The organism is Pseudoalteromonas sp. CNAT2-18.1 (assembly GCF_022347865.1).
Classification (GTDB): Bacteria; Pseudomonadota; Gammaproteobacteria; order Enterobacterales; family Alteromonadaceae; genus Pseudoalteromonas; species Pseudoalteromonas ruthenica.
Genome location: NZ_JAKRFR010000005.1, coordinates 1 through 15,740 on the forward strand (window position 1 = coordinate 1; position 15,740 = coordinate 15,740).

Below are 15,740 nucleotides of genomic sequence, written 5' to 3' on the forward strand. Positions count from 1 at the left end.
TGCATGTGTTAGGCCTGCCGCCAGCGTTCAATCTGAGCCATGATCAAACTCTTCAATTAAAAGTTTTTTATTCTCTACCTAATGAAAGGCGAAGAATCATGCTCAATGAATACTGATTTTGATATCTGTCGATATCGAATTGACTGTGCTGCAATAAATTAAATTTATTGCCGTTGGTCACTCAGCTCAATTGAGACTCTAAATTTGTTTGCGTCATCTAGCGAACTAGAATCGGCTGTTAGAACTCAATCTGTACGAGTGCCCACACAGATGATTGCTTCATATTTTTAAAGAACAGTCCGGTTACCCGGTTTCGAGTTGCTTTCGCGTCTCGAGGGCTGTGCATTCTACTCAACCCTGTTTTATTGTCAACACTTTATTTTAAGAAGTTTGCATTTTTCAATGCGCTGTTTAAAACTCAGTTTTACTTGACTCACCCAACTCGTTGAAGTGCTTGTTTGTAAGCAGCCCGCCGTGTCGGTGGATGCGCATTATAGGGAGATTCGATTTCCACGCAACCCCTTTTTTAAAGAAAACTGCAAAAAATGGATCGTTTGCGCACTTTACACTCAAAACGCACTAAAAAAGACCATTAATTCACTTATTAATGGCTTTAATTCTGTTGTTAACTGAAAAGCAGTTTAAAAGGTAACCATTACCAGTAGGGTCTGACTGCTTGGTAAATACTGACTCCCCATACCAAGGCGGCAATCAACAATGCCAAGCTTACCGCAGCCGAGCCCATATCTTTAGCGCGCCCAGAAAGAATATGTAATTCCGTAGACACCCTATCGGTGAGCGCTTCAATGGCTGAGTTCAGTAATTCAACAACCAACACTAATAATATAACCACAATCAGTGCTAACCAATGCATCGCGGTATCGGCAATGAAAAAGGAGATAGGAAAAAGGATGAATGCCAAGGTCAGCTCTTGGCGAAATGCGGCTTCGCCCTTATAAGCTGCTTTGAGTCCCCAGTAGGTACAACGCAATGCTTTAACTATCCGCCCTAGCCCTTGGCCGTTTAACTTTAAGCTTGTCATAACGCTTGCCACCTTATTATCAGCCATAAAAAAAGCCCCGATAGCGGGGCTTTTCAATATTGCTATGCAACACCATACTGGTCGCGGTAGGCTTTGACCGCTTGCAGGTGCTCATCCATATTGCCCTGCTGCTCAAGATAGGTGATTAAATCTGCTAGTTTAACTATCGATACCACTTGGGTGTTGAAGTCTCGCTCTACTTCTTGGATAGCCGAGAGCTCTGCTTTGCCTTTTTCCTGACGATCCAGAGCGATCAGCACCCCGCTTAAATCAGCGCCATTGGCGGCAATGATTTCCATAGACTCGCGAATGGCGGTGCCAGCGGTGATCACATCATCCACTAACATCACCTTTCCTTTAAGTTCAGAGCCAACTAGGTTGCCTCCTTCACCATGGTCTTTTTTCTCTTTGCGGTTAAAGCAGTAAGGTACGTCTTTATTGTAATGATCTGCCAACGCCACCGCTGTAGTCGTAGCAATGGGGATCCCCTTATAAGCAGGACCAAACAATAAGTCGTAATCAATACCGGCATCTTCAAGTGCAGCTGCATAAAAGCGGCCTAACTTGGCCAAGTCTTGCCCGGTGTTAAACAACCCAGCGTTAAAGAAGTAAGGGCTAGTGCGGCCAGACTTAAGCGTAAACTCACCAAACTTCAATACCTGCTTGGCTAATGCGAATTCAATAAACTGCTTTTGATATTCTTTCATTAGATGTCTCTTAACTAGTCGCTTAGTGCTTATGCCAAAGCTTGCTTTTGGATGTCGATAATTTCGCGGATAGAGTGCTTAGCTAAACTTAGCATTTGCTCTAGCTCATCAAATGAGAACGGTTCACCCTCAGCAGTGCCTTGCACCTCGATGATTTTACCCGTTTCGGTAAGAATCACGTTCATATCTGTTTCGGCTTGTGAGTCTTCGATATATTCCAAGTCGGTAATAGGTTCGCCGTTGAAGATACCCACAGAGATAGCCGCTATCATGTGTTGCAGAGGATTAGTGTTGATCATTCCTTTGGCACGCATATAGGTTAATGCATCAACCAAGGCGACACAGGCTCCACTGATAGATGCCGTACGTGTACCGCCGTCCGCTTGAATCACGTCGCAATCGATAGTGATAGTGTTTTCACCCAAGGCTTTTAAATCAACGGCTGCTCGCAATGCACGGGCGATCAGTCGTTGAATTTCCATGGTGCGTCCGCCTTGCTTGCCACGCGCTGCTTCGCGGTTATTACGGGTGTGGGTCGAGCGCGGTAACATGCCATATTCTGCGGTTACCCAACCTTTACCTTGGCCCTTCATAAAACGCGGTACACCCGCCTCAACACTCGCAGTACACAATACCTTAGTGTTGCCAAACTCAACCAGCACTGAGCCTTCAGCATGCATGGTATATTGGCGAGTAAAGGTCACTGGACGAATTTGGTTAGGTGTTCTTTCACTTGGACGCATTCACTATCCCCTTCATTAAAAATTTCCGTTCATTATATGTGTTCACCCGCTGCGATGCCACGGCACTTTTATGAATTTCCCTAATTGTGCTGGAAATTTCCGCTAGAGCTCACTCTTTGTTAAGGTATAATGCATGCCGATATATCTGTTTTAAATTAGGAAATCATTCATGATCCACAGCATGACTGCGTATGCTCGCCAAGAAATTAAAGGCGATTGGGGCACCGGAACTTGGGAGATCCGCTCTGTAAACCAACGTTATCTGGAAACCTTCATTCGCGCCCCCGAGCAATTTCGCGGTTTAGAACCTGTGATCCGTGAACGGCTGCGTAAAAACTTACAGCGCGGTAAGGTTGAAGTCTTCTTAAAATTTGCCGCTAACCCAGCCCATGTCGGCGAGTTACAAATCAATGAGTCTTTGGCCTCACAATTAGTAAAGAGCGCACAATGGGTGCAAGCACAAAGCCAAGGCGACATCAATCCCGTAGACATTCTTCGCTGGCCAGGCGTCATGGAAGCCGAGGAAATGGATATGGACGTCGTGCAAGGTGAATTGCTCAAAGGCTTAAATGGCGTTATAGATGACTTTAAAGCCGCCCGTGCTAGCGAAGGCGAGAACCTTGAGCAAATGATATTAACTCGCTTAGACGCGATTTTAGAGCAAGTCGCAATCGTCGAAGCGCAAATGCCCGAAGTCATCAAATGGCAACGTGAGAAGCTATCGCAGAAACTGGAAGATCTGCAAGCCGAAATCGACGAGACCCGGCTTGAACAAGAGCTTATTTATTTGGCGCAAAAGCAAGATGTTGCCGAAGAACTCGACCGCTTAAAATCGCACGTAAAAGAAACCCGTAAAATTCTGAAAAAAGGCGGCGCCTGTGGTCGTCGTCTTGATTTTATGATGCAAGAGTTTAACCGCGAAGCCAATACACTGGCCTCCAAATCCATTAACACCGAAGTAACCAACGCCGCCGTTGAGTTAAAGGTGTTGATTGAGCAAATGCGTGAGCAGATCCAGAATATTGAATAAGGCTCACCAACGCTCAAAAAAACTCACAACCAACTGAAAAACCTCGCTTTATAGCGGGGTTTTGTTTTTTATCGTTCCGTATTTTTTCATTCTGTTTCATCCAGTTGGTGAGTATTGTGGTGAGTATTTTCCACTGCTAGTCTCAAACTACTGGTGAGTACAAGAGGTGAAAAAATGCCAAATTTAACAGTTAAACAAGTCAACATACTTGCTAAAGGTCTGCATAGTAAAACATCCGATGGCAATGGATTGTCCTTCGTCGTTCCGAAACGTGGCGAACCATACTGGTCCTTGAGATATACCTTTAACGAAAAGAGGAGGGAAAAGTCGCTGGGTAAATTCGGACAACTGACACTGGCTGAAGCGCGCGGTGAAGCAGAGAAAGTTCGAGCATTAATTCGAGATGGCATCGATCCGCTTTCCATCGGATCTGTTGAAAGTTTAGAAGGTATGACATTTGATCAATTATTCAAGGATATGTATCAAAGCAAACTGTTAAAACGTAATAAGCATCCGGATATTCCAAAAAGTAAGTATGAAAATAACGTTTCATCTCATATCGGCCACTTAAAGGTTGAACAAGTAACTGCAATCCATGTCCGAAATATCTTGGATAGCATTACAAACAGTGGTCGTCGAACAGTATCAAATGATGTATTGGGCCTCCTAAAGCAACTTTTTAAGCATGCTATTCAACTTGGTATTACATCAAATAACCCTGCTTCAGCTTTTTCCTGTATAGATGCAGGTGGAGTTGAAAAGCCAAGAAGAAGAGTCCTGAGTATTGAAGAGGTTGAACATGCCTTTTCGGTATTTAGAAAACATTCAGATTCATTCACACGCGATAATTACTTAGTTTGCTGCCTGCTTATTACCCTAGGTGTTAGAAAATCAGAGTTAATTCAAGCCCCCTGGAAGGAGTTCGATCTAGCTAACTCAGTCTGGCACTTACCAGAAAAAAGAACGAAAACAGAGAGCGATATCAGCATACCGCTTCCACCAAAGGTTGTGTGTTGGCTAGAAGAGCTGAAAATACGCTCCTATGGCTCTGAATATGTATTCCCAGCAAGACGTAAAAGCAAAGTGCCTTATATGGGAAAGGACACAGTAAATAGTGCAGTAAACAGCCTATTTGGAATAGATAAAAGTAAGAGGGTTCCGCCTCCGAATCGTATGGGACACTTAGAACACTTTACTATTCATGACTTTAGAAGAACGTTTCGAACCATCGCAGGCCAGCTAGGTTTCAGGCAGGATGCTTTAGAGCGCTGTTTAAATCATAAAATAGGAAATATGCCTGAAGTCTACGATCAAGGTGACTATTTTAATGAAAGGCGAGAAGTTCACGAGGCCGTATGTTCCGCTCTTAAAGAAGCATTGGACAGTTAATTAACTGTCAGTTAGCGTTAGTAGTGTTGTATCAATTCTGACAATCGCATTTTTATTAGAAACCAGCCTTGTTGGCTAACTCATCATTAAGGTGTGAGCAACGCTACCACGACAATTCCCCTGTCAGGGTAAAAGCTATACCCAAAGGTGGTATAAAAAGTACTAACTTTCAGAATCAATTTTAAAAGCTTGTTAAATTTTCACTTGTATGGGTTTATCTGACCTAATTCGTCTTATCAACCCAGCAAGTTTTACATAAGTTTCAGGCTCTGGGTCGCAATGAGTTGCCAAATACTCAGCAATTTCTACTTTTGATGGTAAATAGTTTTGTAAATTCTGCTTACGAAGGTATTTAACCGTCTGGTCATAGAATGGAAGTTTGGAGTCAAAACTTGCAGTGAACTGTTGTTTGTTGATTTGAGGATTACGCTTAAACAAAGCAGTTTCAAAAAGCGCATCAATAAAATCAGAAGCTTCAAACGATTCTTCAAACGAACCTCCAACATCACCATTAGGAAGTGTAACTACTGGCGAATATGGGATTTTGAATAAGTGAATATTGTCTGGTTGCTGTCCTAGCCCAGCGATTAAAGACTTATTATCATCGTCAAATGTGACGATCATTGGTCTTTCGTGGCTCAAGGTTAAATTCATCAAGCGTAAGGTGTGTTTTAAATTACCAATACCATTGTAGTTAGCTATCACAATACCTAACTCCTCAAAGTTAACTCCTAGCCCCTCCTCGAGTAAAATACGGAAAGCAAGTTCTTCACTTTCCCCTTCAACAAACAAATACATGCACTGTTCTAGTGCTGATGCTTTACTTGCAATATCCCACTGTTCTAGCTCGCAACGCAGATCGAGCAGCGCATCAGCTTCCAATTTATCCGTTCTATCCGACATATGACCTCAAATAAAAATATAACGTCAGTTAAGCAGTAAACACCACCAAACTTTATCTATTGTTACATAACCACTAAATTGAAACTTAACTCAGAATACCAAGCGTTATGGATTAATCTGACGCTGAGACTATAACTAACTTTATGTCCTAATTAATACATGTAAAAGTTATTAATTGGTACACTTTTCTAGCTACCGAGCTCTACATTATTAATCCAAAGCAAAATATCAGACAGCAGCCAACGGGCTTTCCCCTTGCCAACGCTGGAGGCTGGCGGGGTTTCTCCCGCCTTTTGCATACGCCACCAGGTAGTGCGGCTTATGCCGGTTCTGCGACAGCGCTCAGTCTCACTTATCAGTCGCTCTTCTTCGCCATAAAGCTTTAAAATGCCCGCTCGTTTTTCAAATAGCTCGTTATTCATGTTCGTCTCCAAGTTCCACGCGATTCTTTAGTATCCAAGTATCAACTTCTGTTCTCTTGAAAAAGGTTCGCCGGCCTCCAAGCTTGTAGTAGGGCAACCCTTCTCTAACTTGCTGACGCAAGAAATTCGGGCTCAGTGCTGTGTACTGGACACACTCGTCAAATGTAAGAAACTCTTTGCTGTTGAGCGCTACTTTGCAAAGTTGGCTTTCAATAACGCATTTTATTTCGTCAAATAGTTCGTCAGTAAGCATTAGTAATTCTCGCTCTGGGAAACTGGGAAAGTGGGATTAGCATTACTATTCAATGAGTTATCATTTTGGTGAAAGTGGGAAAGATCCACACTTTCACCGCATTCGCGACAGATTTTCTCGGGAAAAAACTTAATAAACCGCTCTCCTCCTATTTTAAATGTGCGTCGCGCGCCCTCATTGGAAAGGGCCCAACCCTTTTGAAGCATGTAATGGACTGTTTGACTGTATTCATGAGCAACAGACTCAATTACTTCCGATTTGAATAACTGCTGAGGGATGTACCAAGCCAGCTCAGGCTCTGATTCGAAATATCCTATGCTCCCGTTATGTGACTCCCCCCGAGGACTCAGACTATGGCGCCACTTATTGATTAGCTTGATAAGCTTCTTAATAATTTTCTTACTTTCTGAATTTTCAGTGCTATTACGGTCATCTAACCAAATTGTTGCTACTTGCTCTAATGCATCTTTAGCTTCACCCAAGTGCCATGGCAACAATCCTAAATTTATGGCAATTTCCCCCGCGGCCGCTAGCAGAGCAAATTTATCTAAAACGTTATTAGCTTGGCTCTCAATGTTTTTTGGCCAAGGCCACTGCTCCCGAATATCTTTGTACTCTTTAATAACCTCATTATTGGGGCAATCAAATTTTGAGAGAGCTTCCACCCACGATTTAATGAAAGTGCCATGGTACTTACCTACGCAGGATGATAAGTGCTCAGCAAACTCTTTAGCTGAAGTAAACCCATGAGTATTTTCAAAAGCATCATATTTGCTAAATACTGGAACCTCTATTAACCGGACTGACTGCCCTGCACTAACACTTTGATTAATGCCTAACAAAAGCTCTTCAAGGGTAAGCTCCCCAGTACTAAGAAATATTGTGCGCCAACGATAACGCTTATCTAGGGCGCCATCTTGTTGGCTTCTTAGCTTTGATACGCCATTACACAAATGGTAAATTAACTGACCTATCTCTTGCGCGGGGCACTGCTTAAATTCATCAAGGCAAAGCAACATGTTATTTCGCGCACGAGCGATAGATTCAATACCGTTAGATGTTGAGCTCCAAGTCTCCCAGTAGGTTTGATCTGAATAAATACTGGCTGCCACTTTCATCACTGTAGACTTGCCTGATTTTGAGCTGCCGACGATTTGTATTCCAAAGCTCTCCAAATCAGTCCATCCAATAATAGGGGCCGCAAGTGCAGCACATACAGCCAGAATCATGATTGGATTGCCTCGGCAATACTTTCCTATATTTTGTTGCCAATCCAACAATGAGCCGGATTCAACTAAGCTGTCACCAGCAAAATCACCAACATAAACTGCCGGAGTCTCATATCGGCCAATACTCCAATCCGGAGTCACGAATTGGCCGTCCACCCAACCACTTTGTCTCGCGCTGTATGCATGCTTATTACATGGAGTTTCGATTAGGTAGGCTAAAAGAGATTCCCACGAGTATTTTCCTGGCGAAAGTTGAAAGCCTGACCTAAGCAGCCTCTTTTTAAATTTCTTCGCGAAGTTGTCATCAACTTCTCCCATTGGTAGTACTTCACGAATCGGTAAGCCAAAGTAGTTTTTCCACTCTAAAAGTCGGCCAAAGTCATCTCGCTTATCGTGCGAAGAGACGATAGCCTTCACTTCTATCGGACCGGAAATCTTTCTCTCTTCACCATCTTTGTTAAGGGCGTAAATCCCGTCAGGTTTTGCTTTTAGCATTGGTGCTGTTCCTTATAATTCGAAACGCTATATGAGCGTGTGAAACTGTTTAGAACAGGCTGCCATAAAGTCCTTCAGAGTGAGCGCGAAAAACTAGGGTGACTTTAGGAGGGTTTTTTCTAAGCTTGGAAAATACGCTGAAATTTACCCATTTCAGGGGTTTGACTTTCACGTAAAGTATAAGAAAACAGCTGTTTTTGGGCGCCAAGAATTAGGCATGTAACTCCTTGGCTCAAAAGAGTGGATTATCAGTCGAATTTATTGATGTTGTCGCGATTAAAATGAAATAGCAAAGCAAAAAAAATGACCAGCGCCAAAACCATGGCGCATCCGGTAAGCAAAGGAGCCATCGCTATATTCTCCCTTCTTTAATTGCTTTAAATAGATCGTGTTTTAGTTTGTCGTAGTGGTGAGTAGCGCGAATAGCCAGCACCATTAACACCCACATTTGAAACCATTCATAATCAGTCATAAGTACACCTTAATGTCTCGTATTACTCAAGTAGATATTACCTTCCCAATTACAAAGCTCTAAAATCCAGTTACTAATTTTCAACCGTTTAGTTGGGTTTAAACCTGTGAAAGGAAAGAAAACCTGAGCGCTACGATTTTTAAATGTGGAAAAGGACTCCAGTCGAATATCCCAAATATCGTCATGTTCATTCATAACATCAAATGCAAACGCTTTTTGTGTGGTTAAAGCTATGAACATCTCTTCTTCCGTTTCATTGCGAAGATTAAGCTCTAAACCTAATGGCTTACACTCGTTCTCGATACCGGCTAAGCGGATCTTCAACTCATCGTATACAGGCTTAAATGGCCAAAGCTCTTTATTTGTCATCATTTCCCCTTTCAGATTAGGCATGCCTAATTTACAGGTAAGTATCGTAGAGCTCGCCACGCGCTTTAGCGTCTTCTGCTTCTGCTCGAGTCATCTCTTCACCATCAGCAATAATGTTACCCATACCATCATCCAATTCATCTAGCTGGTCATTTTCTTCAGAGGCTGATAGCAAAACATCAACAACACCTAGTGCCACCAACCCTGTTACTTTTAACGCTTTTTTCCACATAGGAGACTCCTAAAATTAGGCATGCCTAATTTGGCCGATAATTGAGCTTACTTTTAGTTAAGCCAATAAATCCTTTTGAATCAATATGGAAGATGTCTCACACGTTAAAATTTGAAACACTAAAAACAATAACTTTCATGTGGTTATAGTAAATTGTTCAAAATCTACACTTTTACTTTTTTTCAAAAAATAAGAATAAATAACTAGCTTTTTACTCGATTATTGCCATCCTATTAATGCTTAACTTATAAGCATTAATTTTTAAATCGATCTGATGGAGTAGAATTATGGCTGTTAAACATGTGCCAACTGGAATTGTTCACAAAGGAAGTAAAGGTGGAACAACAGGATGTGGTTTTGATATTAAAAAGGAAGCTAGCCACTGGGTAGAATCTCACTCTAAAATCAACTGCGATAAAAATGGATGTAAAAACTGAGGATTAGTAGAGCAATAAAATAGGGCGAAGTTAGCTTATTCGCCCATTCAAAATTAGGCATGCCTAATTTTAACTACCCAAGTAAGCATAGGTGATCTTTAATCTTTCATGACCTAACTCTTGGCTAATTTGCTCACGAACTTTGGTATCGTGCTCATAATCAGTGGGCGACAGCTCTCTTCTATGCGGGCCGCCATCGGCAGGGCATTTCCAACCTGTAAGCTCTAAATAACGCTCCCTTGCGTAATGATGACGCAGTCCGTGATTTTTATTTAATCCAACTCGAATTGTTTCGCGGTCGTACTGTTCCATTTGTGACTTATAGTTCTTATCAGGTTCGATAAGTGCGCCTTTAGTAACAGCGGCAATATCACGAATAAGCTGTTGTTGAGATTCTTTTAAAATCGGAATTTTGCGGTATTTGCCACCTTTGGCCCATGAGCCTTTAATTTGTAGAGTGTTAGCGTTTATCAAAGCGTAAGATAAGCTGAATTTCATACACTCCTCTTTTCTAAGCCCAAATTCTTGCTGCAAACGCAGGGAAAGCTTGATTAAGTCACTCTTGATCTTCGCATGCTTATCCATGTCTAACGTTTTTGACTTACCAATGGGGTTGTTGCGAACTCTTGGAATACCGTAATCATCATTGCTACGTGAACAAATATTAGGTTTACCTATTTTCTCGGCAATCCAACGCAATGCGGCCATTCTGTTTTTTATTGTTTTTGCTGCTAGACCTTCATCTTGCCAACGTGTAACAAGATGATGGATATGCTTGGTTTTAAGGCCGGACGGGTCTTTTAATCTATAACCATGTTTGAGTAGCTGCTTTGCAGCAAGGTTTAATACTTTGCTACGGGTAGCTCTAGTGCTAAAGCTACTTTCGCGGTGAGTGTCGTTCACCATTTGATGAAGACGATATCCTAATTGGCTCATTTCATGTACCTCACAAATTTAATAATTAATTTCGAAAGTATTGAGAAAAACACCAAACCGAAGACCAGGGGGCGAAATGCCAAAATAGGTAAGTTTTAAAGCCATATGAACGGTGCGTAACCGAGCATATTGTCATAGGACATAAAGGCTAACTGCTCTAAAGCAACAAAGCTGAGCCGTGTGATTTCTGTTGAAATACAGCGCGAACTACTGTGGTTTATATATGTGTTGTTTATAGTGGGGTGGTCGTGTGACCCATAATACTGCGAATGCAGCTCCTCAGGAACGTGTTGCGGGCAGTGTATACGCCCTTTTTCTTGGTGCTCATTTCGAGCTAGTTCATAAATAAATTATCACAGTGATCAGAGATTGCAACACCTTTTTGACGCGCCCAAATCTCCATCCCTCTTCTGGCCCTGCAATTTTTCAAGGCGGATTGGGTGTCGAGGCATCATGAGCAGTGGCCTCGATGGGCGACTCTGCGAGTCGTCCCTACCTCTTTCGAGTAGGGACGACTCGTCGCCAATCCGCCTTAAAATAAAACCCCGGCAATCTTACCAGGGTTTTTCCGAACATTATTTTTGAAAGTGGTTTATCTTTGTGATTGGCAGCGCACACCGCGATTCGTTATCGATAGTAACGGCCCACACCTGGGTGCATGAGACAGGGCTATGGTGCATCAGGGTGCGACCCTGGAGGCGTGTAATCCAACAGACATTAGGGTTTATCGTCTGTAGTCTTCGAGGATAGTCGTGTAGTTCCTACACGCGCAGCCCATTATATTGGGCTGTTTTTCTTAAGAATTGGTGTGTGTTGCTTTTTTAAACGAATAACTTTTTAGCCACAATACTTGCTATTTCAAACCTTCATCACCATAATACTGGCAAGCTCTTTTTGAGCTGGTTGAACCTTTACCTAGTGTTTTGGTTCGTGGCTGCGCCTCAGTCGCCGTAAGACTGGGGCTTATCTCCCTTTTTTCGTTTCAACGAGAAAGCTAGTTTTCTTTATTCGCTCAAGATAGGCTTGATCCGCTGGAAATGCAGTTACAAACCAATGTGGATCACCGGCTTTCCTTGGGTTATCAAACACAACCACATATTTTTCCTCAACAACAACCAGTGTTCTACGTTTTGCTGTTTTACCACGATCGGTTTGACGAGATTGACTGTAGCGCTGAATGGTTCCGGCTGATAGAGCCAACACTTCTTTAATCCACATTATTCGTCTAGCACGCTTTTTGGAGAAACCGCCATCGTGAATGCCTGCACTGGTTCGGTAATTGGTAGACTCCGTAAAGGCGTGATCAAAAGCACCCGCACCAAACTGGTAGGTTACACCACACCAATCGGTAAACACTCTAGCATTGCCATTTTCATCATGAACATAATTTTCCAGATATACCTGACGGTATTTCTCAATCAGCTCGTCTTCGCTATCGGCTTTTAACCGCAATTGCGGCCACAGACTTTCTGTCACTGCTATCGTCCCTGCCAATTGAAGATATTAAAGTTTCGCTCGCCTTTGGTTGTGGTGTAACGCAGGCTACCCTTACCTAACGATCTCGCAAGCTCATCGACAAACGCAGCTTTAAATGCACTTGCATTAGGTCGGTTCTGCATTTCGTTCCAGCTATATCCTACCGCTCCCATTAATAAATCAGAGAGTTGTATCAGTGGTTGGTTATGTGATTCAACTGGCTCTAAACAAGCAAGCTTAGCGCGGCCAGACAATTTATGAACCAAGATCTGACGTAACTCTTCAAAGCGCGTGCTGCACGCGTTCTGCTGCCAATCAAGATATACATGATAGCTGTCGCCAGGTTGAAGCCAGTGGACTAGCAATTGATAGTACAGCTTGTAAAAACCAAGCTCTTTATCCCCATCGTTCCACTGTTCGTGATTCAGTTGCCTGCGGTCGACCACAATACATCGAAATGAAAGTGAGTTTTCTTCAGAAAACAATTGTATAAGGCTTCGATAAAAATCAGCCTTGTTAGGCGATAGCTTTTTCCAGCCAAATTCGGTCTTAATACCATATTTAGTCATCAGGCCATGTAAGCGCCCAACAATACGGTGTTTTTCTTCACGAGGGCATTGCAGTGCACCGATAACAATATAGTGTTGAGACGGGTCTGATGTATGGCGACTTTCGTCGCAATAGACATTATAGGTTGTCATTCTTCGTACTCAATAAATTACTTACTCTGATAGCGCCACTTCGTAACCACCGCACCAATCTGCTCTACCGTCATTGCTCGTTGCTGCCAACCCTTGTCAAAATCGACATCATTTGAGCGAGGCAACTGGTCATCAGATAAGCTGCGAATCATCACTCTAGTTGGTAACGTTGCTGCTTGTCCGACAAATATGGCCTCCTGACGCCTTAAACCGGAGAGCATTTTTGTTAAGCCAGACATCGAATCCGGTAACACACTACGAACATGTTCACGGTCGGCATCATTGGTTATTCGAAGTACAATCCATGAGTTGCATTGCGATAACACCGTTGCCTCAACTTCACTAGGTCTCTGAGAAACGAGTAACAGACCAACGCCATACTTACGGCCTTCCTTCGCAATTCGACGAATTGCAGACTGCGCTGCCTCATACTGAGCTTCACCACGATTCGGTACGTATCGGTGTGCCTCTTCGCACACCAAAAGTACAGGGCTATTTTGCCGTTCAGCTTCGGTTTGCCAGACTTTAAGCTGAAACACGATTCTCGCGATTGCGGCGCTAGCTACCCCTGCCACTTCATTGGGTACACCAGACAAGTCAACAATCTGCACTGTGGTTTGCTGCGTTAAGAACTGATTGACGATTGTAGGTAACGGATCTTTGTCACCATCCCAACTTTCCATCATGAATTTGAGTCGACCATCTTTTAGCAATGAATCTATCTTTCGAATAACTCGACTAAAATCCTCATGCTGCTTTTTATCTTTGTTTTCTGGTCGCTGCGCGTTGATGGCACCGATTAATCCTTCTTCGTAGCGTGTTCCATCTTTGAATCCGAAATGATCTAAGCCTTCTGCACTTCCAATAATGTAAGGGATCGGCGAGTCAACCGTTAATTGGCTTTTATCAAGCTCAAGCTGCTCAGCCGCCTGCTCACGTACCGCTATTAGGGCATTTTTAACAATATTTGATTGTGAAGTTGCTGCAAACTCGGTCTTGCCGATAAACAAACTCAACGACTCTTCTAAGTCGAGTAACCAATACGGTAGTTTTAGTGAACCTTCATCGGTCGATAACCGTTGGTGTGCAGGGAACGCTTTGCCGTATTCATTATGAGGGTCAAGGATAATAATTTGCGGATGCCAGTGCTCATGATTGGCGATCTGACCGCGTTCGAGGATACTGTGAATAACTGCCGCCACAGTACCTGATTTACCGGCACCGGTGGAGCCAAGGATGGCAGTGTGCTTACCTAATAATTCATTCAACTCAGCGTAACAAGGTGCACCGCCAGAGCCAACATGCTCGCCAAGTTGAATAACCGCACCTTTGGCGTCACCGTAAATAAACCTAAGCTCTGATTTGGGTGTCAGATAAATGGTCTGCTGCGGTAGTGGATAAGTAGCAACACCGCGTTCAAACTCAAGGGCAAACTCATCTTCACCTTTCCTCCGCCACTCACCCTCTCCAAACAAGTCAGCTTCAATAATGCGTTCATCTGAAGATGCGGCAGGCAAGCCCTTTTCTAGCTGGTAGTCAGCCTTCATACGTAATCGACTGACTAAACCGTAAATAGAGCGGCGGCCAAAGTGGACTTTGATGATTGATCCAAATTGGCCAATTGGATAGTTTTCACCAGCAAATACGCGGGATAAGTCTGAAATAGTAGGGTCGAGCTCGGCGATAATACGCGAGCCATCGACCTCAATAATTTTCCCGATAGAGAGATTCTCAATGGGTTTTATGTATTTATTATCCATATCAAATACCTCCTTCAAGGATCTGGGTTAGGTTTTCAAACTTCCACCATTCAATGCTATTGGTTGAGATTGCCTTGTGGTCGGCGTGATAAAAACCTTTATCGGCAAAAATAAGTACTTGTTCGTTGATTGAGCTGTCTTCATACCAAATTTTCAGCGCGCCACTAGGTACAGGGTCGCTCGTAAACGCAATCACGGTTAAATTGCCATTTGAAGCCCTTAAACCACGTTCGATTTCTAGATTGATATGGGCATCGCCAAAACTATAACCTGCAATCAATAAAACTCGTTGGCTACCACCTCGCGGGTTTAAAATAGCTCTTGCTCTGTGCATTAAATTTGCGTAGGGGTCGAGTTGAGTTTCACGGTATTTAGTCGATGCAGGCCAAATCATAATCTTCGCAGCTTGATCTTGGCTGCGCTTCAAATGCGGAGCAATACGCAATGGTGTTGATGAAGAACTATGTTCAGCCCAATTGATGGAACCATGTAGCTTAAATACTCGCGCATCAAGATTGTTCTGTTCAAACGTCAAAGGGTTCCACCATCCTGATACACCGCCCTCTAAACCATCGGCATATCTCAATTGTGATAGTGCGAGTGAGTCTTCAATTAACGTGTCGTAGTTCATCACCAGATAATCAATGGTGCTCGGTAGGCTCTCTTTCCCTGGTCGTATTGGTCGGTGTAATGCCTGAACAAAACGCTCATGTACAGCAGAGTCTACTTCAACATTAATGACGTCAAAAATAGCGAGTTTTATCTCTTTTATCGCTTGCATTAGCTGATCGTTGCTGTATTCAGTACCTCCAATCAATACGCTGCTAGCGGTTACATTACGATTTGTTCGACGAGCTGTAATAGCAAGCCAATCGACTAGCTCGCTTAGATAGTCTTCTATGTGCGAAGCTGGATTTGCGCCAGCAAAAGAGTTTTGTATGGTAGTCAATATCTGCTTTGAATCGTCGGAGAGCTTGTCACTTATTAGTGCTCTTTGTGTTAGCTGGTTTGTTAATGGAAGCCCAGCGCAAAAACTCGCCCCTGCACCTAACAGAACCGCTTTTGAGTGTGAGAGCAATTCTTCGAGTTTATTGATTGCTTCTCTGAACTCCTTTTGTTCAAAAATTGTGGTATCGAATGCCAT

General features: G+C 43.1%; 16 protein-coding genes. 3 read left to right on the forward strand and 13 right to left on the reverse strand.

What is annotated here, in order from left to right; all coding sequences use genetic code 11:
* Nucleotides 1-655: 655 nt before the first annotated feature.
* From MHM94_RS11490 to rph, 3 genes are all read right to left on the reverse strand, one after another.
* Nucleotides 656-1,042, reverse strand: coding sequence for a diacylglycerol kinase (locus tag MHM94_RS11490; protein WP_026110905.1), 387 nt, complete (start codon nucleotides 1,040-1,042; stop codon nucleotides 656-658).
* A 62-nt stretch (nucleotides 1,043-1,104) separates the two neighbouring features.
* Entirely contained in the window at nucleotides 1,105-1,749 is a 645-nt protein-coding gene (gene pyrE / locus MHM94_RS11495; protein ID WP_138508657.1) for an orotate phosphoribosyltransferase, read from the reverse strand.
* 29 nt (nucleotides 1,750-1,778) lie between these two features.
* Nucleotides 1,779-2,492, reverse strand: a complete 714-nt coding sequence (rph, locus tag MHM94_RS11500; protein ID WP_022943484.1) for a ribonuclease PH — start codon at nucleotides 2,490-2,492, stop codon at nucleotides 1,779-1,781.
* Nucleotides 2,493-2,661: 169 nt separating this feature from the next.
* On the opposite strand from rph, the gene MHM94_RS11505 reads away from it, so the two are divergent.
* Both MHM94_RS11505 and MHM94_RS11510 read left to right on the forward strand, forming a co-directional pair.
* Nucleotides 2,662-3,522, forward strand: coding sequence for a YicC/YloC family endoribonuclease (locus MHM94_RS11505; protein WP_022943483.1), 861 nt, complete (start codon nucleotides 2,662-2,664; stop codon nucleotides 3,520-3,522).
* A gap of 174 nt (nucleotides 3,523-3,696) precedes the next feature.
* Complete coding sequence (locus MHM94_RS11510) at nucleotides 3,697-4,911, forward strand: site-specific integrase (protein ID WP_235419624.1); 1,215 nt, start codon at nucleotides 3,697-3,699, stop codon at nucleotides 4,909-4,911.
* A 192-nt stretch (nucleotides 4,912-5,103) separates the two neighbouring features.
* On the opposite strand, the gene MHM94_RS11515 is transcribed toward MHM94_RS11510, so the two are convergent.
* The 5 genes from MHM94_RS11515 to MHM94_RS11535 form a co-directional block, all read right to left on the reverse strand.
* Entirely contained in the window at nucleotides 5,104-5,814 is a 711-nt protein-coding gene (locus MHM94_RS11515) for a TOPRIM nucleotidyl transferase/hydrolase domain-containing protein (RefSeq protein ID WP_235419623.1), read from the reverse strand.
* A 188-nt stretch (nucleotides 5,815-6,002) separates the two neighbouring features.
* Nucleotides 6,003-6,236, reverse strand: coding sequence for an AlpA family phage regulatory protein (locus MHM94_RS11520; RefSeq protein ID WP_235419622.1), 234 nt, complete (start codon nucleotides 6,234-6,236; stop codon nucleotides 6,003-6,005).
* Between the two features lie 252 nt (nucleotides 6,237-6,488).
* Nucleotides 6,489-8,213, reverse strand: coding sequence for a DUF927 domain-containing protein (locus MHM94_RS11525; RefSeq protein ID WP_235419621.1), 1,725 nt, complete (start codon nucleotides 8,211-8,213; stop codon nucleotides 6,489-6,491).
* Nucleotides 8,214-8,694: 481 nt separating this feature from the next.
* Complete coding sequence (locus MHM94_RS11530; RefSeq protein WP_235419620.1) at nucleotides 8,695-9,054, reverse strand: hypothetical protein; 360 nt, start codon at nucleotides 9,052-9,054, stop codon at nucleotides 8,695-8,697.
* A gap of 31 nt (nucleotides 9,055-9,085) precedes the next feature.
* The gene (locus MHM94_RS11535) at nucleotides 9,086-9,286 is read right to left on the reverse strand and encodes a hypothetical protein (RefSeq protein WP_235419619.1); all 201 of its coding nucleotides are present in this window, start codon (nucleotides 9,284-9,286) and stop codon (nucleotides 9,086-9,088) included.
* 287 nt (nucleotides 9,287-9,573) lie between these two features.
* Between MHM94_RS11535 and MHM94_RS11540 the strand changes: the two genes are divergently transcribed.
* Nucleotides 9,574-9,723, forward strand: coding sequence for a hypothetical protein (locus tag MHM94_RS11540; RefSeq protein ID WP_235419618.1), 150 nt, complete (start codon nucleotides 9,574-9,576; stop codon nucleotides 9,721-9,723).
* Nucleotides 9,724-9,792: 69 nt separating this feature from the next.
* On the opposite strand, the gene MHM94_RS11545 is transcribed toward MHM94_RS11540, so the two are convergent.
* From MHM94_RS11545 to MHM94_RS11565, 5 genes are all read right to left on the reverse strand, one after another.
* Nucleotides 9,793-10,659 carry a phage integrase N-terminal domain-containing protein gene (locus MHM94_RS11545; protein ID WP_235419617.1) on the reverse strand — a complete coding sequence of 289 codons (867 nt, stop codon included), beginning with the start codon at nucleotides 10,657-10,659 and terminating at the stop codon, nucleotides 9,793-9,795.
* A 963-nt stretch (nucleotides 10,660-11,622) separates the two neighbouring features.
* The gene (locus MHM94_RS11550) at nucleotides 11,623-12,135 is read right to left on the reverse strand and encodes a hypothetical protein (protein WP_235419616.1); all 513 of its coding nucleotides are present in this window, start codon (nucleotides 12,133-12,135) and stop codon (nucleotides 11,623-11,625) included.
* A 2-nt stretch (nucleotides 12,136-12,137) separates the two neighbouring features.
* Nucleotides 12,138-12,836: a DUF3800 domain-containing protein gene (locus MHM94_RS11555; protein WP_235419615.1), complete on the reverse strand. Its 699-nt coding sequence runs from the start codon at nucleotides 12,834-12,836 to the stop codon at nucleotides 12,138-12,140.
* 17 nt (nucleotides 12,837-12,853) lie between these two features.
* A complete protein-coding gene (locus tag MHM94_RS11560; protein ID WP_235419614.1) occupies nucleotides 12,854-14,596 on the reverse strand; it encodes an ATP-binding protein in 1,743 nt (580 codons plus the stop codon).
* Nucleotide 14,597: 1 nt separating this feature from the next.
* On the reverse strand, nucleotides 14,598-15,740 hold the full coding sequence (locus MHM94_RS11565; RefSeq protein ID WP_235419613.1) for an SIR2 family protein: 1,143 nt from the start codon (nucleotides 15,738-15,740) through the stop codon (nucleotides 14,598-14,600).